At 67.4% G+C, this 24,661-nt stretch carries 18 protein-coding genes and 4 tRNA genes; 17 read left to right on the top strand and 5 right to left on the bottom strand.

Annotated features, from left to right (window positions below):
- Nucleotides 1-71: 71 nt before the first annotated feature.
- From HH212_RS15575 to HH212_RS15585, 3 genes are all read left to right on the top strand, one after another.
- Nucleotides 72-1,283, top strand: a complete 1,212-nt coding sequence (locus HH212_RS15575) for an amino acid aminotransferase (protein WP_170203305.1) — start codon at nt 72-74, stop codon at nt 1,281-1,283.
- A 55-nt stretch (nt 1,284-1,338) separates the two neighbouring features.
- Nucleotides 1,339-1,414 (top strand) — tRNA-Asn (locus tag HH212_RS15580).
- An 82-nt stretch (nt 1,415-1,496) separates the two neighbouring features.
- Nucleotides 1,497-1,572: transfer RNA gene (locus HH212_RS15585), tRNA-Asn, on the top strand.
- 235 nt (nt 1,573-1,807) lie between these two features.
- Here the strand turns inward: HH212_RS15585 and purT are convergent.
- Nucleotides 1,808-3,025, bottom strand: coding sequence for a formate-dependent phosphoribosylglycinamide formyltransferase (purT, locus tag HH212_RS15590; RefSeq protein ID WP_170203306.1), 1,218 nt, complete (start codon nt 3,023-3,025; stop codon nt 1,808-1,810).
- Between the two features lie 136 nt (nt 3,026-3,161).
- Between purT and HH212_RS15595 the strand changes: the two genes are divergently transcribed.
- The 6 genes from HH212_RS15595 to HH212_RS15620 all read left to right on the top strand — a co-directional run bounded on the left by HH212_RS15595 (nt 3,162) and on the right by HH212_RS15620 (nt 8,412).
- Nucleotides 3,162-3,237, top strand: a tRNA-Asn gene (locus HH212_RS15595).
- 99 nt (nt 3,238-3,336) lie between these two features.
- Nucleotides 3,337-4,464 carry an acyl-CoA dehydrogenase family protein gene (locus tag HH212_RS15600; protein ID WP_229217300.1) on the top strand — a complete coding sequence of 376 codons (1,128 nt, stop codon included), beginning with the start codon at nt 3,337-3,339 and terminating at the stop codon, nt 4,462-4,464.
- 84 nt (nt 4,465-4,548) lie between these two features.
- Nucleotides 4,549-4,624 (top strand) — tRNA-Asn (locus HH212_RS15605).
- Nucleotides 4,625-4,792: 168 nt separating this feature from the next.
- A complete protein-coding gene (locus tag HH212_RS15610) occupies nt 4,793-6,220 on the top strand; it encodes an MFS transporter (protein WP_170203307.1) in 1,428 nt (475 codons plus the stop codon).
- A gap of 72 nt (nt 6,221-6,292) precedes the next feature.
- Complete coding sequence (locus tag HH212_RS15615) at nt 6,293-6,583, top strand: HNH endonuclease (protein ID WP_229217301.1); 291 nt, start codon at nt 6,293-6,295, stop codon at nt 6,581-6,583.
- A gap of 224 nt (nt 6,584-6,807) precedes the next feature.
- Nucleotides 6,808-8,412, top strand: a complete 1,605-nt coding sequence (locus tag HH212_RS15620) for a response regulator (RefSeq protein ID WP_170203308.1) — start codon at nt 6,808-6,810, stop codon at nt 8,410-8,412.
- 63 nt (nt 8,413-8,475) lie between these two features.
- Here HH212_RS15620 and HH212_RS15625 read toward each other — a convergent pair whose 3' ends face one another.
- Nucleotides 8,476-8,937, bottom strand: a complete 462-nt coding sequence (locus HH212_RS15625) for a response regulator (protein WP_170203309.1) — start codon at nt 8,935-8,937, stop codon at nt 8,476-8,478.
- Between the two features lie 13 nt (nt 8,938-8,950).
- A complete protein-coding gene (locus tag HH212_RS15630) occupies nt 8,951-11,248 on the bottom strand; it encodes an ATP-binding protein (RefSeq protein ID WP_170203310.1) in 2,298 nt (765 codons plus the stop codon).
- 385 nt (nt 11,249-11,633) lie between these two features.
- Between HH212_RS15630 and HH212_RS15635 the strand changes: the two genes are divergently transcribed.
- Nucleotides 11,634-13,556, top strand: a complete 1,923-nt coding sequence (locus HH212_RS15635; protein WP_170203311.1) for a hybrid sensor histidine kinase/response regulator — start codon at nt 11,634-11,636, stop codon at nt 13,554-13,556.
- A gap of 105 nt (nt 13,557-13,661) precedes the next feature.
- On the opposite strand, the gene HH212_RS15640 is transcribed toward HH212_RS15635, so the two are convergent.
- A complete protein-coding gene (locus tag HH212_RS15640; protein ID WP_170203312.1) occupies nt 13,662-14,864 on the bottom strand; it encodes an esterase/lipase family protein in 1,203 nt (400 codons plus the stop codon).
- A gap of 154 nt (nt 14,865-15,018) precedes the next feature.
- Nucleotides 15,019-16,281, bottom strand: a complete 1,263-nt coding sequence (locus HH212_RS15645) for a dienelactone hydrolase family protein (RefSeq protein ID WP_170203313.1) — start codon at nt 16,279-16,281, stop codon at nt 15,019-15,021.
- Between the two features lie 192 nt (nt 16,282-16,473).
- On the opposite strand from HH212_RS15645, the gene HH212_RS15650 reads away from it, so the two are divergent.
- The 7 genes from HH212_RS15650 to HH212_RS15680 all read left to right on the top strand — a co-directional run bounded on the left by HH212_RS15650 (nt 16,474) and on the right by HH212_RS15680 (nt 24,625).
- The gene (locus HH212_RS15650; RefSeq protein WP_170203314.1) at nt 16,474-16,905 is read left to right on the top strand and encodes a MarR family winged helix-turn-helix transcriptional regulator; all 432 of its coding nucleotides are present in this window, start codon (nt 16,474-16,476) and stop codon (nt 16,903-16,905) included.
- The gene (locus HH212_RS15655; protein ID WP_211172349.1) at nt 16,902-18,680 is read left to right on the top strand and encodes an MFS transporter; all 1,779 of its coding nucleotides are present in this window, start codon (nt 16,902-16,904) and stop codon (nt 18,678-18,680) included. Before HH212_RS15650 ends, HH212_RS15655 begins: the two co-directional genes overlap by 4 nt.
- Nucleotides 18,681-18,703: 23 nt before the next feature.
- A complete protein-coding gene (locus HH212_RS15660) occupies nt 18,704-19,786 on the top strand; it encodes an HlyD family secretion protein (RefSeq protein ID WP_170203315.1) in 1,083 nt (360 codons plus the stop codon).
- Nucleotides 19,783-21,255, top strand: coding sequence for an efflux transporter outer membrane subunit (locus tag HH212_RS15665; RefSeq protein ID WP_229217302.1), 1,473 nt, complete (start codon nt 19,783-19,785; stop codon nt 21,253-21,255). Before HH212_RS15660 ends, HH212_RS15665 begins: the two co-directional genes overlap by 4 nt.
- A gap of 446 nt (nt 21,256-21,701) precedes the next feature.
- Nucleotides 21,702-22,349 (top strand): NADPH-dependent FMN reductase, encoded by a 648-nt coding sequence (locus tag HH212_RS15670; protein WP_170203316.1) that lies wholly within the window; start codon nt 21,702-21,704, stop codon nt 22,347-22,349.
- A gap of 167 nt (nt 22,350-22,516) precedes the next feature.
- Nucleotides 22,517-23,167, top strand: coding sequence for a tRNA-uridine aminocarboxypropyltransferase (locus HH212_RS15675; RefSeq protein WP_170203317.1), 651 nt, complete (start codon nt 22,517-22,519; stop codon nt 23,165-23,167).
- A 105-nt stretch (nt 23,168-23,272) separates the two neighbouring features.
- Nucleotides 23,273-24,625, top strand: a complete 1,353-nt coding sequence (locus HH212_RS15680; RefSeq protein ID WP_229217303.1) for a PA0069 family radical SAM protein — start codon at nt 23,273-23,275, stop codon at nt 24,623-24,625.
- Nucleotides 24,626-24,661: the final 36 nt, after the last annotated feature.

Raw genomic sequence — 24,661 nt, forward strand, 5'->3', positions numbered from 1 at the left:
GCTCGGGCCGCTGTCTATACATTTGCTGCGAACCCAACCGACAAACTCACTCTGCGACCCAGTTTATCACGATGAATTCCACAGCTCCTGCCAGTATCTTCGGCGCCATCGCCATGGCCCCGCGCGACCCCATCCTGGGCATTACCGAAGCCTTCAATGCGGATACCAACCCGGGCAAGATCAACCTGGGCGTCGGTGTCTACTATGACGACAATGGCAAGGTGCCGCTGCTGGATTGCGTACGCAGGGCGGAGTCGGTGTTGATGGAACAGCCGGCACCGCGCACCTACCTGCCGATCGAAGGCCTGGGCGCGTATTACAAGGCTGTGCAAGAACTCGTATTTGGTGCCGACAGCCCGGTTATTCAAGAGAAGCGCGCGATCACCGTGCAGGCCCTGGGCGGCACCGGCGCACTCAAGATCGGCGCCGACTTCCTCAAGCGCTTCGCGCCGGGTTCCGATGTCTACATCAGCGACCCGAGCTGGGAAAACCACCGCGCGCTGTTCGAAAGTGCCGGCTTCACCGTCAACAATTACACCTATTACGATCCGGCCACCCACGGCGTCGATTTCGACGGCATGCTGGCCGCCCTGCGCGCCATGCCGGAAGGCGCGATCGTGGTGCTGCACGCCTGCTGCCACAACCCGACCGGCGCCGACCTGACGGCCGACCAGTGGGGCCAGGTCATCGACGCCGTGCAGGAGGGCGGCCTGATCCCGTTCCTGGACATGGCCTACCAGGGCTTCGGTTCGGGTATCCTCGAAGACGGCGCGGTGGTGCGCCGCTTCGTCGAGGCCGGCGGCCCGCTGCTGGTATCGAACTCGTTCTCGAAGTCGTTCTCGCTGTACGGCGAGCGCGTCGGCGCCTTGTCCGTGGTGGCCTCGTCCAGCGAGGAAGCGGCGCGCCTGCTGTCGCAGCTGAAGCGCATCGTGCGCACCAACTACTCGAACCCGCCGACCCATGGCGGCAAGGTGGTGGCCACCGTGCTGTCGACTCCGGAACTGCGCCAGCTGTGGGAAGACGAACTGGCCGGCATGCGCGTGCGCATCAAGCAGATGCGCGAAGAACTGGTGCGCAAGCTGGCGGAAAAGGCGCCGGGCAAGGACTTCGCGTTCGTGCGCCAGCAGGTCGGCATGTTCTCGTACTCGGGCCTGACCAAGGAGCAGGTCGGCCAGCTGCGCGACGAGTCGATCTACGCCGTGGACACCGGCCGCATCTGCGTGGCCGCGCTGAACTCGAAGAACATCGATCGCGTTGTTGACGCCATCGCAAAAGTTCTCTAAAATCCTGGCTCTTCCGATCGAGCGCTAGTTCAGTCGGAAGCGTTTGAGGTGCGATTCCCTGATAGCTCAGTCGGTAGAGCGACGGACTGTTAATCCGCAGGTCCCTGGTTCGAGTCCAGGTCGGGGAGCCAGAATTCACGCCTTCGGCGGCAGGCACACCAAGCGCGACGCGCTGTGCAGGTTGTCGGAGGCTGTTATAATTGCAACATCTTTTCCCTGATAGCTCAGTCGGTAGAGCGACGGACTGTTAATCCGCAGGTCCCTGGTTCGAGTCCAGGTCGGGGAGCCAGAATTGAGCAGCAAGCAAAAAAGGGGTGTCGAGCGATCGGCGCCCCTTTTTTGTCATGGATGTCGATCGCAGAGTAGGGTGGACGTGGCCGGCGAGGCGGCTTGGCCGTCCACGCGGTGATCGCCGGCGCCCGCGTGACCGCACCCGAGCACGACGGCGGTTTTCGGATGTGTTTTGAACGCGTGGACGGCGCACGGGAAGTCATGATGCAAGCGCCAAGGTGTAGCCGTCCACCCTACGCGGATACCGGTTTCACCTTCGACGCGGCTTCCAGGGCGCGGGCACGCGCCGTATCCACGTCGCCGGCCGTCGCCAGCGCCACCCCCATGCGCCGGCGCGCGAACGATTCCGGCTTGCCGAACAGGCGGATGTCCGATTCCGGCACGCGCAGCGCCTCGGCCACGCCCTCGAAGGCGATGCCGGCCTGGTCCAGCTGGCCGTAGATCACCGCCGAGGCGCCCGGCGCGCGCAGCGCCACGTTTACCGGCAGGCCGAGGATGGCTTTCGCATGCAGTTCGAACTCGCTCTGCACCTGGGTCGCCATGGTCACCATGCCGGTGTCGTGCGGGCGCGGGCTGACTTCCGAGAACCACACCATGTCGCCCTTGACGAACAGTTCGACACCGAACACGCCCCGGCCGCCCAGGTTGGCGGTGACCTTTTGCGCGATTTCCTTGGCGTTGGCCAGCGCGCCCGCCGTCATCGGCTGCGGCTGCCAGGATTCGACGTAGTCGCCCTGCACCTGCTTGTGGCCGATCGGCGCGCAGAACTGCGTTTCCACCTGGCCGCCGGCGCCGGTGGCGCGCACGGTCAAGAGCGTGATCTCGTAGTCGAAGTCGATGAAGCCCTCGACGATCACGCGCCCGGCATCGACGCGCCCGCCGGCCGCGGCGTGGTGCCAGGCGGCTTCGACGTCGCCGGCACCGTCCAGCTTCGATTGCCCCTTGCCGGACGAGGACATCACTGGTTTCACCACGCACGGAAAGCCGATCTCGGCGCAGGCCTGCCTCAGTTCCTCCAGGCTGCTGGCGAAGCGGTAGGGCGAGGTCGCCAGGCCGAGTTCCTCGGCGGCCAGGCGGCGGATGCCTTCGCGGTTCATCGTGAGCAGCGCCGCACGCGCGGTCGGGATGCAGGTGATGGCGCCGGCGTCTTCCAGCTCGGCCAGTTTGGCGGTGGCGATCGCCTCGATCTCGGGCACCACCAGGTGCGGGCGCTCGCGCTCGATCAGTGCGGCCAGGGCGTCGCCGTCCGTCATGTCGATTACGTGGGCGCGGTGCGCCACCTGGTGGCCGGGCGCGTCCGGGTAGCGGTCGACCGCGATCACTTCGATGCCGAGGCGCTGCAGCGAGATGATGACTTCCTTGCCGAGTTCGCCGGAGCCGAGCAGCATGACGCGCGTGGCGGACGGGGAGAGCGGAGTACCGATGTTGCCGGGAGTGCGGGGTATGTTCATGGAAGGAAGAGGGTTGTGCTGGGAAAGTGGCGACTATAGCAAACGGCGGCGCGCCTGTCCGAAGCGCCCCCGCGGCCGCACGATTGCAAAAAAGGTCTTGCCGGAATGGCGCTGGCGGTTATAATGCGGCCTCAATTCCCTGATAGCTCAGTCGGTAGAGCGACGGACTGTTAATCCGCAGGTCCCTGGTTCGAGTCCAGGTCGGGGAGCCAGAATACAAGCAGTATCCGAAAGCCCGCTTCGAACGAAGCGGGCTTTTTCGTTTGCGCCGACGTTGTGCTTTCGTTACTTCACCCGATTTCGCGAGTCCCATGCCGATGGCTTTTACCTCGACCACCAGCGCCGCCAGCCTTCTGCTCGAACGCGACGCGCGCCGCATCGCCCGCCATGCCGCCGCTGCCGAGCGCGCCGGCTGGCTGCATCCGGCCCAGCGGGCGCTGCTCCACCGGCGCGGCTGGCTGCGCATGCTGGCGCCGCGCGCACTGGGCGGCGCCGAGATGGCGCTGCCGGACGTGGTGCGCCTGGAAGAAGCGCTCGCGCGCGTGGACGGCAGCATGGGCTGGACCGTGACCCTGTGCGCCGGCGCCGGCTGGTTCGCCGGCTTCCTGCCGCCCGCGCTGGCGCGCCGGGTACTGGCCACGCCGCGGGTGTGCCTGGCCGGCAGCGGCGCGCCCACCGGCATTGCCGAGCGCGAAGGCGACGGCTGGCGCATCGACGGCCACTGGGACTATGCCAGCGGCGCGCCGATGGCGACCCATTTCACCTTCAACGCCATCCTGCGCGAGGGCGGCCGGCCGCTGCCGGACGACGCCGGCCAGCCGCGTGTCCAGGCCTTCGTGGTGCCGGCCGCACTGGTGGAGGTGCAGCCGAACTGGAACACGATCGGCCTGCGCGCCACCGCCTCGCACGGCTACCGCGTGCGCGACCGCTGGATCGGCGCCGGGCACGGCTTCGAGATCGATCCGGCCAGGGCGCGCGAGCAAGGCCCCTTGTACCGCTTTCCCTTCCTGGCCTTCGCCTTCGTCACGCTGGCGGCCAACGTGGCCGGCATGGGCGCGCATTTCCTCGAACTGGCGGGCGAGTGCATCGGCCGGCGCCGGCACCGCTTCGGCGTGCCGGGCGAGATGCTGGCTGCCGTGCCGGCGGTGCGCGCCGCGCTCGAGCTGGCCAGCGCCGGCCTGGCCACGGCGCGCGCGCGCCTCTACGCGGCGCTCGACGCCGCCTGGGCGCGCGTGCTGGTGGACGGCCATGTCGATGCCGCCACCGCGGACGGCCTGCAGGCGCTGTCGATGGATTGGGTGAGCGCGGCGCGGCGGGCGGTGGACAGCTTGACGCCGTACTGCGGCTTGCAGGCGATGCGCGCCGACAGCGAGATCAACCGCGTGTGGCGCGATTTTCACACGGCGTCCCAGCATGCGCTGCTGGCGCCGCTGAGTTGACACTATTCACTCCAAAGAATCGTTCACTGATTTTCATGCAACACTGGTCAAGTCGATACCCAGCCGTTATAATTCGGTCTCGATTCCCTGATAGCTCAGTCGGTAGAGCGACGGACTGTTAATCCGCAGGTCCCTGGTTCGAGTCCAGGTCGGGGAGCCAGAATACAAGCAGTATCCGAAAGCCCGCTTCGAACGAAGCGGGCTTTTTCGTTTGCGCTGCTTTTTCTTTTTTCTTTCCTGTCTGTATCCATAACGCTGGCCTTTTGCGCGGCGTCAGCAAAGCTTGGCCGGCCTTTCTATAATGGACCATTTGCCGCCAGGGACCAGCATGGAACAGCCAGTCGATACAAGCACCGCCCAGCCGGCGCAACCGCTTCCGCAAGCGCCGTCCGCAGTCTTGCAGGACGGTCTCCCGCCCGGCCCGCGCGGCTGGGCCATCCTGTCGCTGGCGATCGGCGTCGGCATGTCGTCGCTCGACACCGCCATCGCCAACACGGCGCTGCCGGCCATGGCGGCGCAGCTGCACGCGGCGCCGGCCGATTCGGTGTGGATCGTCAACGCCTACCAGCTGGCGATGGTGGCGACCCTGCTGCCGATCGCGGCGCTGGCCGAGACCGTCGGCTACCGGCGCGTGTACGTGGCCGGCATGGCGCTGTTCACGCTGGCCTCGCTGGCGTGCGCGCTGGCCTGGTCGCTGCCGGCGCTGATCGTGGCGCGCCTGTTCCAGGGCCTGGGCGCCAGCGCCATCATGGGCGTCAACACGGCGCTGCTGCGCGTCGTCTACCCGGCCAAGCTGCACGGGCGCGGCTTCGGCAACAATGCGCTGGTGGTGGCGGTCGGGTTCGCGGTCGGCCCCAGCCTGGCCTCGCTGATCCTGGCGGCGTCGTCGTGGGAATGGCTGTTCGGCATCAACGTCCTGCCCGGCATCGTCGCCTTCTTCCTGGCGCGCAAGGCCTTGCCGGAATCGCCGCGCGCCAGCCACCGCTTCGACCGCCTGGCCGGCCTGTACTGCGTGATCGCCTTCGGCATGGCGGTGCTGGCACTGGGCGACGGCGCGCACCGGGTCGACTACCACAAGCTGCTGCCGGAAGCGCTGGTGGCCTGCGTGTTCTTCCTGCTGCTGCTGCACCGCCAGCGCCGGCACCCGGCGCCGCTGCTGCCGGTCGACCTGCTGCGCCGCCCGATGTTCGCGCTGTCCACCCTCACCGCCGTATGCACCTTCGCCGCCCAGGCGCTCGCCTTTGTCGCGCTGCCGTTCTATTTCGAGAGCGCGCTGGGCCGCTCGCCGATCGAGACCGGCTTCCTGATGACGCCGTGGCCGGTGCTGGTCGGGGTGATGGCGCCGCTGGCGGGGCGCCTGAGCGACCGTTATTCGCCCGGCCTGCTGGGCGGCATCGGCCTGTTGATCCTGTCGGCCGGCCTGCTGGCGCTGCTGCGCATGCCGGCGGCGCCGTCGGCGCTCGACATCGGCTGGCGCATGGCGGTGTGCGGCATCGGCTTCGGCTTCTTCCAGGCGCCCAACATGAAGGCGATCATGGGCAGCGCGCCGGCCGCGCGCAGCGGCAGCGCCAGCGGCATCGTCGCCACCGCGCGCCTGACCGGGCAGGCCACCGGCGCCGCGCTGGTGGCGTTCTGCCTGACCATCTCGACGCTGCAGGGCAGCTGGTACGCGCTCGGCCTGGCCGCCGCCTTCGCCTTTGCCGCCAGCGTGGCCAGCTTCTCGCGCCTGGCGGTGGCGCCCGGCGCCGGCCTTTAAACCCGGCCCATCGCCTCCACATGGGATGCGTGCGGCGCCGTCGGGGCGGCGCCATTCATCTGCGAGGCGCACGTGACTGACCCACTGTGTCCCCTGTGCGGAAGGCCGCTGGGGACGATCAACATCGATCGGCACCACCTGATTCCGAAGTCCTTGAAAGGCAAGGAGCAGTTCCCGATTCACAAGATCTGCCACCGCAAGATCCACGCGACCTTTTCGGAAAAGGAGCTGCTGCGCTCTTATCACACCTGGGGCGCGCTCCAGGCCGATGCCGACATCGGTTCCTTCATCGGCTGGGTCGCGAACAAGCCGCCCGAGTTCTACACGCGCACCTTCACGTCCAACAAGAAGAAGCAGCGCTAGCATGCCTTCAGTGGCCATGAGCAATAAGCCACCCCGACTCAGGCTGGATATTTCGTGAAATGTTCATGAATACGCTGTTTTCAGCGTGTATTTACCCTTTTATTTGACACATTTTTTACATTTCGGTTCCTATCATTGCGTTATGGCTCAGCCGCTTGAGGTAAAATCAGCGCTTACGAATTTGCAATTTAGAGACATCTCATGTTGCTGACTGCATCGACCTGATGAGCCAATACGAACCCAACCCCTGTTCCGTTCTGCTCATCGACGACGAACCATTTGCTGAAGACATCATTTCCCATGGTTTGAAGGGATGTGCCGCGCATACCCTGCGCTATGCCAACCGGGCCGAGCTGGCGGTGGAGCTGGCCAGGGAAGTGGCGGCGACGGTGGTGCTGGTCGACCTGCGCATGCCGGGCGTGGATGGGTTCGAGGTAACGCGCCGCCTGCGCGCCGAACGCGATACGGAAAACGTGCCGGTGATCCTGCTGTCCTCCGAAGAGGATCCCGACATCAAGGCCATGGCCTTCGCGGCCGGCGCCAACGATTACCTGGTCAAGTGGCCCGACCCGCGCGAACTGGTGGCGCGCGTGCGCTACCACAGCGATGCCTTCGGCGCGCGGCGCCAGCGCGACGCCGCCTTCGTCTCGCTGCGCCTGAGCCAGGAACAGCTGGCGGCCAGCCAGTCGGCCCTGTACCAGGCGCAGAAGATGGAAGCGATCGGCCAGCTGACCGGCGGGGTGGCGCACGACTTCAACAACGTGCTGCAGATCATCGGCGGCAACCTGCAGCTGCTCAAGCTGGTCGGCAACCTGAACGACGCCGGCCGCACCCGCGTCGACATGGCGCTGTCCGGGGTCGAGCGCGGCGCCAAGCTGTCCTCGCACCTGCTGGCCTTCGCCCGCCGCCAGCCGCTGCAGGCGGTGGTGACCCATCCCGGCCACCTGCTGCGCGAGATGGACGACATGATGCGCCGCCTGCTCGGCCCGAACGCCAGCGTGGTCACCGACATCGCCGATGGACTGGGCAGCGCGCTGGTCGATCCGAACCAGTTGAACAACGTCCTGCTGAACCTGGCGATCAATGCGCGCGACGCCATGGGCGGCAGCGGCACGCTGACCATCCGCGCCGCCAACGTCGAGCCCGACACGCCGGTGCCGGCGACGCTGGCGCCGGGCCGCTACATCGCGATCGAAGTGCTGGACACCGGCAAGGGCATGCCGCCGGACGTGCTGGAGCGCGCCTTCGAACCCTTCTTCACCACCAAGCCGCTGGGGCAGGGCACCGGGCTCGGCCTGTCGATGGCCTATGGCTTCGTCAAGCAGTCGGGCGGCGACATCGTCCTGGCCAGCGAGATCGGCCGCGGCACCAGCGTGCGCATCTTCCTGCCGCGCGTCGATGCCGAGCCGGTGCGCCAGCGCAACAGCGCCGCCGCCCCGCTGCAGGGCGGCGCGGAGACGATCCTGGTGGTCGAGGACGAGGATGCGGTGCGCGATACCACCTGCGGCATCCTGTCGGCGCTCGGCTACCGCGTGCTGCAGGCGGCGGACGCCGCCGCCGCCCTGGCGATCATCGACGACGGGCAGGCGATCGACCTGGTGTTCACCGACGTCATCATGCCCGGCCCGGTCAGCAGCCTGCAGCTGGGCGAAGCGGTGCGCGCGAAGCTGCCGCGGGCGCAGGTCCTGTATACCTCGGGGTATGCGGAAGGGGTGTTGACGCACGAGGGCAAGCTGGACGCGGCGGTGGACCTGCTGCAGAAACCCTACCATCCGGACGCGCTCAGCGCCCGTATCCGCCACTTGCTGCGGCGGGGCCGGCAAGGCTGAGCGCCGTGCGGCGCCCGCCTGCCGTGGTTTGCCGGACGGGGCGCATGCCCGCCGGCGCCGCCATCAATTCTTGGGCGGCTTGATGTAGCGCTGCGATCCCGGCGGCGGTTCGTTCAGCACCGCCCAGAAGATGCCGAGGTCCGAGATGGCGCGCACGAAGTCGGTGAAGTCGACCGGCTTGACCACGTAGGCGTTCACGCCCAGTTCGTAGCTGCGCACCAGGTCCTGTTCTTCCTTGGACGAGGTCAGCATCACCACCGGCAGTGGCTTCAGGCTGTCGGTCTCGCGGATATCCTTCAGCACTTCCAGGCCGTCGACCTTCGGCAGCTTCAGGTCGAGCAGCACCACGGCCGGGTTGCCGGCCACGCGCGTGGCATGTTCGCCGCGCCGGTGCAGGTAGTCGAGCGCCTCGGCGCCGTCGCGCATGACGACGACCTGGTTGGCGAGCTGGCTTTTCGACAGGGCGATCAGCGTCAGCTCGAGGTCGTTCGGATTGTCTTCGACCAGCAGGATGGGCTTGAGCATGCTTTCTTTCAGATTACTGTTTGGTTGGGTTGTCTGCTTGGGCGCCGTCGTCGGCTTCGTCTTCGTCTTCGTGCTTGGGCAGGGCGAACGAAAAGCTGGCGCTCTCGCCGAGCACCGAGTCGGCCCACACGCGGCCGCCATGGCGCTCGACGATGCGGCGCACGTTGGCCAGGCCGATGCCGGTGCCCTGGAAATCTTCCATGCGGTGCAGGCGCTGGAACACGCCGAACAGCTTGTGCACGTAATCCATGTTGAAGCCTGCGCCGTTGTCGTCCACGTGGAAGACCGTTTCCTGCGCGTGGTCGTCGGCGCTGATGCGGATGCGCGCCATCTCGCGCTGGCCGGTGAACTTGACGGCGTTGGCCAGCAGGTTGGAGAGCGCCAGGTGCAGGAAGGTCGGGTCGGCCCACACCACCGGCAACGGAGCGACGTCCCATTCGATGTCGCGGCCGCGGGTTTCCGGCGCCAGCTTGTGGATGCATGAATTTACCAGGTCGTTCATGTCGACCTCGGTCGGACGCAGCGCCGCGCGGCCCATCTGCGAGAACGACAGCAGGTCGTCGACCAGCTTGCCGGCCAGGCGCGCCGATTCCTTGATGTTCTTCAGGAAGCGCTGGCGCTGCACGGCATCCTCGCTGCCGGCCGATTCGAGCAGCAGGTCGGAAAAGCCGACGATGTGGCGCAGCGGCGCGCGCAGGTCGTGCGACACCGAATACGAGAACGCTTCCAGCTCCTTGTTGGCGCGCCCGAGCTCGCCGGCCAGCTCGGCCATCTGTTCGGCGCGCTCCAGCACGATGCCCAGCAGGGCGGTGCGGAATTCCAGTGCCAGTTCGAGTTCGCCGGCGTGCCAGCGCACGCTGCTGCCGTGAATGGTTTCGCGCCAGGACGCGAAGCTGGTGCGCGGCGACAGCTGCAGCGGCGCGCCGTGCAGCGCCTTGTCGGCGGCTTCCTTTTCGCGCGGGTTGCCGGCCCACTCGATCGTGTGCACGTATTCGGGCCGGAACCACAGCAGGTAATGCTTGTGGATGCGCGAGATCGGCAGCGCCAGCAGGCCGCTGGCGTTGCGCACCATGGCGGCGGCGGGCGGCCAGGCGCGCGACAGGTTGTCGGTGTGGTACAGGTCGCCGTGCTCGCTGCGCGCCAGCCAGTCGACCAGGGCCGCGATTTCTTCCTTCCCGGGCGTGTCGCCGTGAAGCAGGATGCGGTCGTCGACCACGATGGCGGCGCCCGCCGCGCGCGCGAAGCGCAGCAGGTCGGGGAACACGCTGGACAGGTTGTCGATGAAATTGCTGCCCTGGGTCAGCCCGGCCAGCATCGCCACCATGATGCGCCGCACCTCGAGGCGGAACTGCAGTTCGCGCGCGTCTTCTCGCGATTCGATGCACAGCGCCAGGATCTGGCCCAGCTGTTCGCAGGCGGTGCGCTTTTCGAAGCCGACCGGTTTCGGATCGCGGTTGTGGCAGGAGATCAATCCCCACAGCTTGCCCTTGACGATCAGCGACACCGACATCGAGGCCAGCGTTTCCATGTTGCGCATGTACTGCAGGTGCACCGGCGACACGCTGCGCAGCGCCGCGAAGGACAGGTCGTTGGGCTGCTGCGTGAGCGGGTTCAGCGCCGGCACCAGCGCCGCCGGATGGTAATCGGCGTTCTGGATCAGGCGGATATGCTGCAACAGGTACAGCTCGCGCGCCTGGGCCGGGATGTCGGTGGCCGGGAAGTGCTGGCCCATGTACGCGTGGTAGCCTGCCTCCAGCGACTCGGCCATCACGTGGCCGTGGCCGTCCGGGTCGAACTGGTAGGCCACCACGCGCCCGTAGCCGGTCACCGCGCGCACGTGCTCGCACGCCTGCTGGGCCAGCATCTGGATGCTGCCGGCCTCGTTCACCTTCAGCAGGAAGTCGCCGATCAGCGGGTACAGGTGGCGGAAGTCGGCCGCCTCGGCGCGGTCCACCGGTTCGAATTCCAGATAGGTTACCCGATCCCAGCGGTGCGCCAGCACGTCGAAATGGCGTTTGCTGCGGATGCCGACGGTACCGGCATAGAACGGATGCGATCCGAGTTCGGGGCCGAGCTGCGCCACGATGCGCTGCACGCCATCCTCGCCGATCACGCCGGCCAGCGGACCGCCCACCACGGCGGCGGCGCTGCAGCCCGCCCAGTCGCCCAGGTTGGCGCTGGCCTGCAGCACGGTCAGTTCGTCCGACAGGGCCAGCAGGAAGCCATGCGGCTGGATGCTGCCGGGCGTGCGGATGGGTTCCTTGGCGCAATTCGACAAGTCAAGGAGTTCTGCGTTGATGGCCTTGTTCATGGTGCGTGAGCGTCAGCTCCAGAGTGCATGCAAGAGAGTATTTTACCTTGATCACATCTTGATCGACGTCTAAGGGCGGTTTCTTCTCTTTAGATTTGCGGCAACATTTCAACAACATAAAATCATAGCGGATCAAATCCGTCAATTTCAAATGGATAAGCCCGCATGTACATGGCATGAAACGCCACAATTTGAACAAAGAATGATTTCCTTTTGATTAAGACTACTTTTGTTGATAATGTGAAATAGTGTTGCATGCACGTGAGAATCGTGCCGAATGCCGGTAGCCGCGCGGCGCAAGGCGATAGGCCGGTGTATGATCGACTGGATTAGTTTCAGAAAATTGAATTTAAGAAACACTTTAGCCATAACGACTTGATACGCCATGAATGATCAGACGCAACCTAGAAAATCGTTGCTGGACGAACGGCGTTTCGAATACCTGATCTCCGGGATCAGCGATTACGCCATCTACATGCTCGACCCGCGCGGGCTGGTCAGCAGCTGGAACGCCGGCGCCAGGCGCTTCAAGGGCTACCAGACCCAGGAAATCCTGGGCGAGCACTTCTCGCGCTTCTACACGCCGGAAGACCGCGAGGCCGGCATGCCGGCGCGGGCGCTGGACACCGCGCTCACGCAGGGCAAGTACGAGGCCGAGGGGTGGCGCATGCGCAAGGACGGTTCGCGCTTCTGGGCCCACGTGGTGATCGACCCGATCTACGACGAACATGCGCAACTGCTGGGCTTCGCCAAGGTCACGCGCGACGTCACCGAGCGCAAGCGCGCCGAGGATGCGCTGCGCGAGAGCGAGCAGCGCTTCCGCCTGCTGGTGCAGGGCGTGACCGATTACGCGATCTACATGCTGTCGCCCGAGGGCACGGTCACCAACTGGAACACCGGCGCCGAGCGCATCAAGGGCTACCTGCAGGACGAGATCGTCGGTAGCCATTTTTCGCGCTTCTATATCGACGAGGACAAGCTGGCCGGCATCCCGGCGCATGCGCTGGGCACCGCGTCGAGCGCCGGGCGCTTCGAAGCCGAAGGCTGGCGCGTGCGCAAGGACGGTTCGCGCTTCTGGGCGCACGTGATCATCGACGCCATCCACGACGAATCCGGCACCCTGATCGGCTTCGCCAAGATCACGCGCGACCTGACCGAAAAGAAGCGCGCGGCGCAAGCGCTGGAAGCGGCCGACAAGGCCCTGTTCCAGGCGCAGAAGATGGAATCCATCGGCCAGCTGACCGGCGGCGTGGCGCACGACTTCAACAACCTGCTGTCGGTGCTGTCGAGCGGCCTGGAAGTGCTGGCCCTGCAGCGCGCCGAGGGCGACGTGCGCACCATCGAGAGCATGCGCCGCGCGGTCGACCGCGGCGCGCGCCTGACCCAGCAGTTGCTGGCGTTCGCGCGCCAGCAGCCGCTGCAGGCGGAGGTCCGCAACATCAACCGCATCATCAGCGGCTTCGAGACGGTGCTGCGGCGCGCCGGCAATTCGGCCATCGATTTCACCATCGACCTGGACCGCAAGGCCCACAGCGCCGAGATCGACAGCGCGCGCTTCGAATCGGCGTTGCTGAACCTGGTGGTGAACGCGCGCGACGCGATGCCGGACGGCGGGCGCTTGCTATTGACCACCGCCAACGCGGCCCTGGACGGCAAGTCGGGGCCGGCGCAGCTGGCGGCGCTGCCGCCGCGCGAGTATGTGCGCATCAGCGTGGCCGACAGCGGCACCGGCATGCCGCCGGACGTGGTGGCGCGCGCCTTCGAACCCTTTTTCACGACCAAGGAAGTCGGCAAGGGCACCGGCCTCGGCCTGTCGCAGGTGTACGGCTTCATCAAGCAGTCGGGCGGCGAAGTCGTCATCGAGAGCCGGCCGGGCGAGGGCACCACGGTGTCGATCTACCTGCCGGCGGTGGTCGACGCCACCGTGGAGGACGACAACGGCCACATCGAGCGCGTCTTGATCGTCGAGGACGAGCCGGACCTGATGGACGTGGCCGCCTCGCTGTTCACCAGCATGGGCTACGAGGTGGTGACCGCGGCCAGCGGCTACGAGGCGATCGACGTCATGCGCCAGCGCGACGTCGACATCCTGTTCACCGACGTGGTGATGCCGAACGGGATGAACGGCATCGAACTGGCCAGCTACACGCGCGAGCACTATCCGGACACCCGCATCATGCTGGCGTCCGGCTACCCGCTGCCGGCGCTGAAGCAGCGCCACGGCAGCGGACTGGGCGAGTTCGCGTTCGTCAACAAGCCGTATCGGCTGTCGGATCTCGCCCGCACCCTGCGCTCGGCGATGCGCTGAGCGCCTGACGAACCCGCATGGCAGCGTTGCATTCGTCTCGCCGTACTAGCGTACTGTCTTCGACGATGCGCCTTGCCCTGCGGGCCCGTCAGGCGCTCAGTGGTATTACTCCAGTGCGAAAATGATGTCGCTGATGCGGTCGTAGATCGCATCGGCCGAATCGCCCTGGTGCGGCCAGTTCAGGATGTCGAAATGGTCGTAGCCGCGGTAGTTGCCGAGGAAATTCCAGCTGCCGCGCAGCGCCGTGCCGTCGTAGTCGCGCACCGGCTGGCCGTTTGGCGCGCGCATGCTGACCGTGTTGACCACGCCGTCGTTGGGAAACCAGCTGCTGTCGATGCGCACCCGGTCGGGCGACGACTGGGTGTACGAGCCCATGCCGGGCTGCCCGAGCGAGGGCACGATCCACTCGCCGGCATAGGGTTTGAAGTAGGACATCATGTCGACGCGCGGGTACTGGAAATTCGCGCTCTGCACCGGCGCCAGCAGGCGGTCGGTGCCGTTGCAGCACCAGGCGCCGGCCTCGGTCGCCAGCGTGCCCACCGAAAAATAGTAGACCCGCGGCGAGGTCTGCGCCCAGGTATTGAATTCGCGCGCGCCGTCCGGCGACAGTTCCCAGTTGGCCAGGCGGTGGTCGACGATGTCGCGCAAGGGGCTGCGCAGCATCGGCAGCACGTTCAGGATGGCGTCGCGCAGCGTGGTGCCGTTGTGCGGCGCCGACAGCGTGACCGCGCTGCGCACCCAGCCGACCTTGCCGCCGCGGTACAGGTCGTAGCCGCCTTCGTCGCCGTTGGGCGAGCCGTGCTCGAGCAGCTGGATCAGCGCGCGGATGGTGGTGCCGCCCTGGCTGTGGCCGATCAGGTGGATCGGATGCGCCTCGTCCCATTGCGGATACAGGGCGAGCGGGTAGCCGTCCGGATTGTCCTTGGGGTCGGCGGCCCAGCACTTGCCCGGCGGCTTTTGCACCTGGCCGAAGTCGCCCGAGTTCGCCATGTGGGCGGCGCCGTAGTCGACGCAGCCGCCCTTGATCTGCGCGTACAGCTCGGCGGCGCGGTCCCAGTTGGAACTGATGGCGCCGACGCCGGCCGCGTATACCGCGTGCGGCCCATGGTACAGCTGCATGTGGGCGGCGATGTTCTGGTAGCCGCCCCAGTACAGGAAACCGCTGCCGGGATAGGCGTCCGGCCCGAAGCCGAGGAAGCCGTGCACCAGCACCACCGGGTAGTTGTTGGCGGCGCCGGCATTGCCCGCCGTCAGCAGCAGGGGAAATGCCAGCAGCGCGCACGCGCAAACCTTTATCAATCGCAACATCGTGTTCTCCAATCGTCGAACGGGCGGAATGCCCATTGTCGGATCGGTGTCCGCGCGCGGGTTTGCGCTGTGTCTGCTCCGATTGCTGCGGTGCGGAAAAAGTAACGGCGGACCCGTGGGCCCGCCGTGCTCGAAGCGAGTGGTCGACGCTGCGTCAGTGCGGCAGCATCGCCGTGCTGCCCAGCGCGGTGGCGCCCGGCGCGCCGCCCGGGCCATCCAGCGCCGGCGCCGGGGCCGGCGTGTTGGACGCCGTCACCGCCGCTTTTTCCAGCAGGTCCGGATTCCAGACCACGTGCTCGTCGACCGAATACAGGCGGCACGGCTTGTCGCTCTTGGCCGAGCAGGTTGCCAGCGCGCGCGATTCCGGGTCTTCGCCTTCCTCGGCCCAGCACCAGCCGCCGCTGGGCGAGATGGCGAAGGCGCGCGGCGTCAGCTTGGTCAGGTATTCCTTGTAGGCGCGGCGCCCGTTCTCGCTCAGGAAAGGCACCGAGTCGATATCGCCGACGCCGGCGAAATCGGTCGGCTGCGGCATCGGCGGTTCCGGGATCTTGTACAGCACCTCGGTGGGCATGCCGACCCCCTTCAGGAACTTCATGGTGTCTTCCAGCCACACCCTGGCGCCGTCGCGGCTGGCCAGCATGCCGTGCGAATCGCGTTTGAACGGCGCATACTCGACCAGTTCGGCCTTGCCGCCGGCCTGCTCGAAGGCGTCGTGCATGCGCGCCACCAGTTCCGGGCCGAACAGCGAATCGTTGCGGCCGTACATCCACAGGCTCGGCACGCGGTTTTCCGCACCGTACTGCGAAAACGCGGCCACCAGCGCCGAGCGCCAGCCGCAGCTGTCGCCGTCGTCGCGCAGGCCGCCGGCGAAGTTGATCAGGCCGCGCACGCCGGGCAGATCCTGGGTGCCGAGCGCCATCGTCGCCAGGCCGCCGTAGGATTGGCCGGCGATCACGACGTGGTCGGCATCGACCCACTTCTGGGCGCGCGCATAGTCGAGCGCTGACAGGATGTCCTCGGCCTGCGTGTAGCCGTTGGCCGTCATGTCGCAGCCGTGGTCGCGGTAGCGCCCGGTCGAGTTGGCGAAGCCCTGGCGCATCGGCACGATTACCGCATAGCCGCGCTCGACGAAGGCGCGCGCCATGTAATAGAAGCGGTCGCGCGGCTGCAGGTTGGTGCGTCCCGGATCCTTACCATGGTTGATGATGATCAAGGGGAAGGGGCCAGGACCGTTAGGCTGGAACACGGTTGTTTCCAGACGCGACTGGTGGTTATTGCCGGCCGGGATCAGGACGATGCGCTCGTTGATGTGGTAGTCGAGTTGCAGTTCCTGCTCGATGGCCAGGCCCGGCAGCAGGGCCAGGCTGGCGATCAGCGCGGTGGTCAGTGTGCGAACGGATGCGAGTGCTCTGAACATGGATAGCTCTGAAGACAACGCCCTGCGGATGTGTCCGTCAGGGAACTGATTGCTTAGCGGAATGAATTGATTCTAAGCACGTTGATTTTTCAGAGCAATATCCAATTGACTAAATCTCGACCTAAATCTTCGCGTGTGGCCAAGTTTGCCAGAACAGGCAGATAATCCGTCCAGCCAACGATTGGATGACCCATGTTTCCTGTCGAAGAACGCTTTACGATTGCCCTACACGCCGGCGCCCGCGCCTGGCGCGCCGCGCTCGAGCGCCACCTGAAGGCCAACGGCGTCACCGCGGCCGGCTGGAGCGCGCTGGCGGTGCTGGCCGCCGCCATGGAGCCGCCATCGCAGCGCGAACTGGCGCGCCGCCTGGGCGTGGACGGCGCTACGCTGGTCTCGACCATCGACCGCCTGGTGGCGGGCGGCCTGGTCGAGCGCCTGCCGGGTCCGCACGACCGCCGTGTCAAACTGGTGGCGCTGACCGATGCCGGGCGCGACCTGGCCGGGCGCGTCGAGCGCGAAGCGGCGCTGCTGCGGCTTGCCATCGCCGAGCGCATCGACGGCGAGCGCCTGGAAAGCGCGGCCGCGGTGCTGGAAGAACTGCAGCGGATCCTGGAGCACGCATGAGCGACAAGTACGCGCCGCGCACATGGGCGCCGGATGAACGCCCGACGATGCCCGGCGGCCCCTCGTTCCCGGCCCATTCGAATCCGCGCCGCGCCGCCTATTTCCTGGTCGGCACCCTGGTCACGCTGACGGGCGGCCTGGGCAACGCGCTGGTCAGCGCCAACCTGGTCAACCTGCAGGGGACGCTGGGCGCCTACGCCTACGAGACCAACTGGTTGCCGGCCGCCTACGTGATGACCAACGCCTCGATGAACCTGGTGCTGGTGAAATTCCGCCAGCAGTTCGGCCTGCGCGCCTTCACCGAAGCCTTCCTGGTGCTGTATGCGCTGGTGACCTTCGCCCACCTGTTCGTGAACGACATCGGTTCGGCGATCGCGGTGCGCGCCGCCCACGGCATGGTCGGCGCGGCGCTGTCCACGCTAGGCCTGTACTACACGCTGCAGGCGTTCACCAAGGCATGGCGCCCGCGCGGCATCGTGATCTCGACCGGCATCTCGCAGCTGGCGCTGCCGCTGGCCTACCTGTTTTCCAGCAGCCTGCTGCAGATTGCCGAGTGGCGCGGGCTGTACGTGTTCGAGCTGGGCCTGACCCTGGTGACGCTGGGCGCGGTGCTGTGGCTCAAGCTGCCGCCGGGCGACCGCTTCAAAGCGTTCCGGCCGGCCGATTTCCTCACCTTTATCCTGTTCGCGCCCGGCGTGGCTCTGCTGACCGCGGCGCTGACCTTCGGGCGCGTGCTGTGGTGGACCGAGCAGCGCTGGATCGGGGTGGCGCTGGCGGCCTCGATCGTGCTGATCCTGGCCGCCATCTGCGTCGAGCGCAACCGCCAGAATCCGCTGCTGAACATCCGCTGGCTGACCAACGGCAGCATCGTGCGCCTGGCGATCGCGATGATGCTGGTACGGGTGGTGCTGTCCGAGCAGAGCGTGGGCGCGGTCGGCTTCCTGCGCCTGGTCGGCCTGAACAACGACCAGCTGCAGGTGCTGTTCGCGGTGGTGCTGGTCGCCACCATCCTCGGCATCGTGTTCGCGGCGCTGGCGGTGCGGCGCGCCGACCTGCTGACGCCGCAGATCGTGGCGCTGCTGATCATGGCCGTCGGCGCCTACATCGACGCCCAGGCCGACAACCTGACGCGCCCGGCGCAGATGATGGTCAGCCAGGGCATGCTGGCCTTCGGCGGCGTGCTGTTCCTGGGGCCGCTGCTGCTGACGCTGATGGGCTCCGTGATCGCCAATCCGGCCAACCTGATCAGCTTTTCGGTGCTGTTCAGCCTGACCCAGAACATGGGCGGCCTGCTCGGCTCCTCGCTGCTGGGCACTTTCCAGGTGATGCGCGAGAAATACCATTCCTCGCTGCTGGCCGAGAGCCTGAGTTCGCTCGACCCGCTGGTCGCCGGCCGCATCCAGCAGGGCGCCGCCGCCTATGCGCGCGTGCTGGCCGATCCGGCCGCGCGCAGCCGCCAGGGCGCAGCGGCGCTGGCGGCGAGCGCCACGCGCGAAGCCAACATCCTGGCCTACAACGACGTGTTCCTCCTGATTGCCGTGCTGGCGGTACTGCTGGCCGTGTGGATCTTCGGGCGCGGCATGTGGGTGAAATACATTGCGCCGCCCACCGAGGCGCCGGGCGCGGCAGCTCGACCGTCTCCGGCGGCGCCGCTGGAAATGCCGCGCCCGACCGATTCGCCGCTGGCCACGCCGTCCGGCGACCGCCGCGGCGATACGCGCCCGCCGCAGCCGGTGGCGCCCGGCGAGCCGATGCCGCAAGCGGCCAACCCATGACCTCCACCGACGATCGACCGCCCATGCCAGAATCCGCCACGACCACCCAGCGACAATCGAACCGCAAGGTCATCGCCAGCGGACTGCTGTTTGCCCTGGTCGCGCTGACCGGCGTGCTGATCGTGCTGTACGCCTGGAACCTGCCGCCGTTCCACAGCGCGATCCAGTCCACCGAGAATGCGCTGGTGCGCGGCCAGGTCACCATCATCAGCCCGCAACTGTCCGGCTACGTGGTCGAGGTCGACGTGCAGGATTTCCAGACCGTGCGCCAGGGGCAGCTGCTGATGCGCATCGACGACCGCATCTACCTGCAGCGCCTGGAGCAGGCGCGCGCCGCGCTGGCCACCCAGCGCGCGGCGCTGGCCAACTTCGCCCAGAGCCAGGGCAGCGCGCGCGCCACCATCGCCCAGAACGAGGCCGCGGTGGCCAATGCCGATGCCCAGTCGCGGCGCGCCAGCGCCGACCTGCGCCGGGTCGAGGAGCTGGCGGCGGACGGCTCGCTGTCGGCGCGCGAGCGCGACGCCGCGCGCGCCACCCGCGCCCAGACCGTGGCCGCCACCGCGCAGGCCGCGGCGGCGCTGGACATCGCGCGCCAGAACCTGCGCACCGTGGACGTCAACCGCGGCGCCCTGGCGGCGGCGGTGGCCAACGCCGAGGCGGCGGTGAAGCTGGCCGAGATCGATCTCGCCAATACCCGCATCCTGGCGCCGCGCGATGGCCAGCTGGGCCAGGTGGGCGTGCGCCTGGGCGCCTTTGTAAATGCCGGCGCCCAGCTGACCGCGCTGGTGCCGCAAGCCATGTGGGTGATCGCCAACATGAAGGAAACGCAGATGGCTGACGTGCGCCTGGGCCAGCCGGTCACTTTTACCGTGGACGCGCTGAACCACGCCAGGCTGCGCGGCCGTGTGCAGGAGATCGCGCCGGCCACCGGCTCGGAGTTCTCGGTGATCACGCCGGACAACGCCACCGGCAACTTCGTCAAGATCGCCCAGCGCATCCCGGTGCGCATCTCGATCGACGCCAATCAGGCGCTGGCGCAGCGCTTGCGGCCCGGGATGTCGGTGGTCGCCAGCATCGATACCGCGCCCAAGGGGCCGGCGCGATGAGGCGCGGCAGGGGCGGGAAGCGCGCCGGCAGCATGGCGCCGCATCCGCGCGCGCGCCTGGCGGCCGGCGCAGCGGTGCTGGCGCTCGGCCCGCTGCTGCTGGCCGGCTGCCGCCTTCCGGTGCAGACGCCGCCCGCGCGCACGCTGGCGGTGCCGGGCGAATGGCGCGGCGAGGTCGAGGCGGCTCCGCAGGCCGGCGCGGTCGAGACCGGCTGGTGGCGCAGCTTCGGCGACCCGGCGCTGGACGCGCTGGTGACGCAGGCGCTGGCGAGCAATGCCGACATCCGCACGGCGCAGTCGCGCCTGCAGGAATACCGGGCGCGCATCGACGTCGCACGCTCCGCGCTACAGCCGGCCTTGAGCGTGGGCCTGACGCCCGCGCGGGCGCGCGCCATCGGCCCGTTCGGCACGCCGGTGGAAGCGACCACGCTGCAGGGCAACGTGCAGGCGTCCTACGAACTGGATCCGTTCGGACGCTTGGCCGGCACCCTTGATGCCGCACGCCTGGACCTGGCCAGCCAGCAGGCGGCGGCCGACGCCACCGCGCTGGCGGTGGCCGCCAATACCGCGTCCGGCTACCTGAACCTGCGCGGCCTGGACGCCCAGCTGGCGCTGGCGCGCGACACGCTGGCCTCGCGCAGCCGCTCGCTCGCGCTGGCGCGGCGCCAGTTCGAGGTCGGCTACAGCTCGCGCCTGGAACTGGCGCAGGCCGAGGCCGAGTTCCGCGCCACCGCCGCCGTGGTGCCGCAGCTGGAGCGTTCCATCACCCAGCAGGAGAACGCGCTGGCGCTGCTGCTAGGCGCCAGCCCCGGACCGATCGCGCGCGGCACCACCCTGAACGAACTGCGCGCGCCGGCGATCCAGCCCGGTTTGCCATCGGCGCTGCTGCGGCGCCGTCCGGACATCGCCCAGGCCGAGCGCGCCATCGCCGCCGCCGACGCCAATCTGGCCGTGGCGCGCGACCAGATGCTGCCGTCGCTGCGCCTGACCGCATCCGTCGGCGGCTACGCGCACAGCCTGCCGGACCTGCTCGGTTCCGGCACCACGCTGTGGAGCGTGGGCGGCAGCATCCTGGCGCCGCTGTTCGACGCCGGCCGCCTGCGCGCCCAGGCCGACGTTTCCGCCTCGCTGCGCGACCGCGCCGTGTTCGCCTACGAAGCGGTAGTGCGCAACGCCTTCGCCGAAACCGAGAACGGTTTATCCGCGGTGCAGAGGCTGCGCGAACAGCTCGAGCAATCCGAGGCGCGCGCCGTCGCCACCGGCGAAACGCTGCGCGTGGCACACAACCGCTACCGCAACGGCTACTCGTCCTACCTGGAAGAGCTGGACGCCCAGCGTAACAACTTCAGCGCCGAGACCAACGTGCTGCAACTGCGCGCCAGCTACCTGGCCGCGCATGTCGACCTGTACCGGGCATTGGGGGGTGGGTGGGGCGCCGCGGCGCCTGCGAGGACGGCGCCGGCCCCCTGAGACCAAGCACTGACATCACCACCCTCGTCTTCGCGGAGGCGCACTACTGTCCAAGATAGTATTGCTGGCCTAAAGACCGTCGTTCCAGGCACTGCCTGAAACGACTCCCCGCGAAGGCGCACTACTGTCCAAGATAGTATTGCTGGCCTGAAGACCATCGTCCCCGCGGAGGCGGGGACCCATGCTGAGCATCCACGATTGGTATTTCTGACATATTCCAGTTGCTTCAATGGTAACGAATTCTGTTGCTCAGTATGGGGCCCCGCCTGCGCGGGGACGACGAGCTATGGGTTAAAGCAGAGATAACGATTATCTTGGACAGCAGTGCGCGAAGGCGGGGACCCATACTGAGCCACCATGGCCCCTATACCGATCCTAATCGAACGCTAGCAACGCCGTCGTCCCGTTAGAATGGTCATAACGAAATACCAACATCGGAGAACGACATGATCAAGATCGGAGTCATCGCCGGCAGCACCCGCCCGGGACGCCGCGCACTGGATGTGGCCAACTGGGTGCTGGACGTGGCCGGCATGCGCGGCGACGCCGTGTTCGAACTGGTGGACATCCAGGAATACAAGCTGCCGCTGCTGGACGAGCCGGTGCCGCCGTCGATGGGGCAATACACGCAGCCGCACACCAAGGTGTGGTCGGCCAAGATCGCCGGGTTCGACGGCTTCGTGTTCGTCACGCCCGAGTACAACCACGGCACCTCGGGCGCGCTGAAGAACGCCATCGACTTCCTGTTTAAGGAATGGAACGACAAGGCGGCCGGCTTCGTCTCCTACGGCAGCATCGGCGGCGCGCGCGCGGTCGAGAGCCTGCGCCTGGTGATGGGCGAACTGATGGTGGCCGACGTGCGCGCCCAGGTGATGCTGACCCTGCGCGACGACTGGCAGGAGCACGCCTTCAAGCCGCGCGAGCATCACGAGCAAGCCCTCGACACCCTGCTGGACCAGGTAGTGGCCTGGAGCCGCGCCCTCAAGACGCTGCGCCACGATGCGGAGCAACCGGCGCTGGCGGACGCGCCGCAGCTGGCGCCGGAACTGGCGGCAGAGGCGCCGCCGCCGGGACGCCGGGTCGGCAGCATGTAAGAACCTATCTCAGTAGTCCGGAGTCGCTACTGGTGCGCCTGACAAACAGGTGCTGCGTTGCTCGTCCTTGCATGGCTCGCCATGCATCACCATTTGCTTCCCCCTGCCTACTGAGATAGGTTCTAAGGGCGGCCGCATTGCGTTGGGGCGGCGTACAATCGCCGTCCATGACCGATCCTCTTCCTTCGCGCCGCCCCGAATGCGGCGCCTGCCTGCGCGCGCAAAGCGCCTGTATCTGCCGCTGGGCGGCGCCGGTGGCAAGCAGCGTCGAGCTGCTGATCCTGCAGCATCCGCTCGAAGTGCGTAACGCCAAGAACAGCGCGCGCCTGCTGCACCTGTGCCTGCCGGAGAGCAGCCGCATCGTCGTCGGCGAGGCGTTCGCACCGGGCGACCTGGAAACGCTGCTGCATGGCGGCGGACGCACGCCGCTGCTGCTGTATCCGGAGACGCCGGGCGTCGCCACGCCGGGCGTCGCCACGCCGGGCGTCGCCACGCCGGGCGTCACTGCGCCGGATGATGCCGTGCCGGATGCGCAGCCGGCGGCGTTGCGACTGGTGCTGCTGGACGCCACCTGGCGCAAGAGCCGCAAGATGCTCTACCTGAATCCGGCCCTGCAATGGCTGCCGCGCCTGGCGTTGCAGGCCGCGCCGCCGTCCGCCTACCTAATCCGCAAGGCGCATGCGCCGCACCAGCTGTCGACGCTGGAAGCCGCGGTGCACGCGCTGGCGCAGCTGGAAGGCGCGCCGGCGCGCTACCGCCCGCTGCTGGCGGCATTCGACGGATTTGTGCAACAACAAGCCGCCCAATTCCGCGCTTGAACCCCGCTTCGCATCGGCGTACTATACTGTATAAACATACAGTACTTAAGGGGCGCTGTGGTGGACAGTCAAAATACGAGCGTAAGCTTGCCTGACGAGCAAGCGATGTTGCCATTTTTGCCGGACAAGTCACCGAAACCGGTAGCGAAGAAACCGGTTGCCAAGCCGGCCAGGTCCGCCATGCCGGCCATGGTGTCCGGATCGGTCGCCAGGTCGGTGTCGCGCGTGCCCGACACGGCCATGCCCGAAGCCGCGCTGCGCAGCGCCGGCGCCCGCGGCGCCAACCTCGCGCTGGACCTGCATCCCGACCTGCCCATCAAGGGCCGCGGGGCCGTCACCAATATCCAGAGCCGCTTCGAGGTGCACGGCCGCGAGCGCTTCGACGATGGCTGGACGATACCGGTCCAGGCGCCGGCGCAGCCGCGCGGCCAGGTGCCTGCTCGGGACCAGCACCAGGACCAGGCCGCGTCGCTCAAGACCGTCGTGACCGACGAGATCGCGCGCTCGATCCTGTCGCGTAACAGCTCTCCCGACATCCCATTCGGCGTGTCGCTGAATCCGTATCGGGGCTGCGAGCACGGCTGCATCTATTGCTACGCCCGGCCGTCGCACGGCTACCTCGGCCTGTCGCCCGGCCTCGATTTCGAAAGCAAGCTGTTCGCCAAGGTCAACGCGGCCGATTTGCTGCGCCAGGAACTGGCGCGTCCCGGCTACGTGCCGCACAACATCGCCATCGGCGTCAACACCGACGCTTATCAACCCTGCGAACGGAACAAGCGCATCACACGCGAGGTGCTGGAAGTGCTGGCCGAGTGCCGCCATCCGTACGGCCTGATCACCAAGTCGGCCCTGATTGAGCGCGACATCGACCTGATCGCGCCGATGGCCGAGCAGGGCCTGGCCTGCGCCGCCATCACGCTCACCACGCTGGACGGCGAGATCGCGCGCACGCTGGAGCCGCGCGCGGCGGCGCCGGCGCGGCGCCTGCGCGCCATCCGCACGCTGACCGAGGCCGGCATCCCGGTCAGCGTCAGCGTGGCGCCGATCATCCCCTTCGTCACCGAACCGGAAATCGAGCGCATCCTGGAAGCGGCCAGGGATGCCGGCGCCGTCGGCGCCCACTACACGGTGCTGCGCATGCCGTGGGAAGTCAACCCGCTGTTCCAGCAATGGCTGCAAACCCACTTCCCGGACCGCGCCCAGCGCGTGCTGAACCGCATCCGCGACATGCGCGGCGGTAAGGAGTACGACAGCGACTTCGGCAAGCGCATGACGGGCGAGGGCGTCTGGGCCGACCTGATCCGCCAGCGCTTCACCAAGGCCGTCAAGCGCCTCGGGCTGGATGGCTATACCAGCCGTTTCAACAAGCTGGACGGTGAGCAATTCCGGCGGCCGGTGGTGGTGCCGAAAACAGCCAAGCAGACCATCGCCGAGGCGGCGCAGATGGACTTGTTCTGACGGCATCCGCTGGCGGCCCGAACGGCAAATGCCCAG

It is taken from the genome of Massilia forsythiae, assembly GCF_012849555.1.
Taxonomy (GTDB): Bacteria; Pseudomonadota; Gammaproteobacteria; order Burkholderiales; family Burkholderiaceae_D; genus Telluria; species Telluria forsythiae.

Bases quoted from the DNA above. Each gene is read 5' to 3' on its own strand.
- HH212_RS15575 (WP_170203305.1), top strand. From the start codon at position 72: ATGAATTCCACAGCTCCTGCCAGTATCTTCGGCGCCATCGCCATGGCC.
- purT (WP_170203306.1), bottom strand. From the start codon at position 3,025: ATGAACATACCCCGCACTCCCGGCAACATCGGTACTCCGCTCTCCCCG.
- HH212_RS15600 (WP_229217300.1), top strand. From the start codon at position 3,337: ATGCCGATGGCTTTTACCTCGACCACCAGCGCCGCCAGCCTTCTGCTC.
- HH212_RS15610 (WP_170203307.1), top strand. From the start codon at position 4,793: ATGGAACAGCCAGTCGATACAAGCACCGCCCAGCCGGCGCAACCGCTT.
- HH212_RS15620 (WP_170203308.1), top strand. From the start codon at position 6,808: ATGAGCCAATACGAACCCAACCCCTGTTCCGTTCTGCTCATCGACGAC.
- HH212_RS15625 (WP_170203309.1), bottom strand. From the start codon at position 8,937: ATGCTCAAGCCCATCCTGCTGGTCGAAGACAATCCGAACGACCTCGAG.
- HH212_RS15630 (WP_170203310.1), bottom strand. From the start codon at position 11,248: ATGAACAAGGCCATCAACGCAGAACTCCTTGACTTGTCGAATTGCGCC.
- HH212_RS15635 (WP_170203311.1), top strand. From the start codon at position 11,634: ATGAATGATCAGACGCAACCTAGAAAATCGTTGCTGGACGAACGGCGT.
- HH212_RS15640 (WP_170203312.1), bottom strand. From the start codon at position 14,864: ATGTTGCGATTGATAAAGGTTTGCGCGTGCGCGCTGCTGGCATTTCCC.
- HH212_RS15645 (WP_170203313.1), bottom strand. From the start codon at position 16,281: ATGTTCAGAGCACTCGCATCCGTTCGCACACTGACCACCGCGCTGATC.
- HH212_RS15650 (WP_170203314.1), top strand. From the start codon at position 16,474: ATGTTTCCTGTCGAAGAACGCTTTACGATTGCCCTACACGCCGGCGCC.
- HH212_RS15655 (WP_211172349.1), top strand. From the start codon at position 16,902: ATGAGCGACAAGTACGCGCCGCGCACATGGGCGCCGGATGAACGCCCG.
- HH212_RS15660 (WP_170203315.1), top strand. From the start codon at position 18,704: ATGCCAGAATCCGCCACGACCACCCAGCGACAATCGAACCGCAAGGTC.
- HH212_RS15665 (WP_229217302.1), top strand. From the start codon at position 19,783: ATGAGGCGCGGCAGGGGCGGGAAGCGCGCCGGCAGCATGGCGCCGCAT.
- HH212_RS15670 (WP_170203316.1), top strand. From the start codon at position 21,702: ATGATCAAGATCGGAGTCATCGCCGGCAGCACCCGCCCGGGACGCCGC.
- HH212_RS15675 (WP_170203317.1), top strand. From the start codon at position 22,517: ATGACCGATCCTCTTCCTTCGCGCCGCCCCGAATGCGGCGCCTGCCTG.
- HH212_RS15680 (WP_229217303.1), top strand. From the start codon at position 23,273: ATGTTGCCATTTTTGCCGGACAAGTCACCGAAACCGGTAGCGAAGAAA.